Genomic DNA, 400 nt, shown 5'->3' on the forward strand with positions numbered 1-400 from the left:
GCCCAGACCGGGCCGGTTCCCGCCGCCAGCAGTACGGCGGCCAACAGCGCATTGCGTTTGAATGTGTGCTTCATGTCGCTTGTCTCTCCTGAGGTCTTTAAAAAGCACCGGCGATCGGGTGGCGGGCGACAAAGTGCCCGGCGCCAACCTGCACCAGCGGTGCGGTAACGGGTTCATCGCCCAGCGCGCGCACTGGGCTCGGGATCTCATCGGCCGGCAGCGGCTGCCGTTTGTGGGCGTGAGCGGGATCGGCCACCGGCACCGCCGCCATCAGCTTGCGGGTATAGGGGTGCTGCGGGTTGTCGAACACCGCCTGCCGCGGGCCGATCTCGACAATTTGCCCGAGGTACATCACCGCCACCCGGTGGCTGATGCGCTCCACCACCGCCATGTCGTGTGA

General features: G+C 66.8%; 1 protein-coding gene. It reads right to left on the reverse strand.

Annotated features, from left to right (window positions below; genetic code table 11):
* Positions 1 to 97 precede the first annotated feature (97 nt).
* Positions 98 to 400: oligopeptide/dipeptide ABC transporter ATP-binding protein (locus C5L13_RS28530; RefSeq protein ID WP_342588211.1), on the reverse strand; the 303-nt coding region annotated here is incomplete at its 5' end.

The organism is Neorhizobium alkalisoli (assembly GCF_002968635.1).
GTDB classification, from domain to species: Bacteria; Pseudomonadota; Alphaproteobacteria; order Rhizobiales; family Rhizobiaceae; genus Neorhizobium; species Neorhizobium alkalisoli.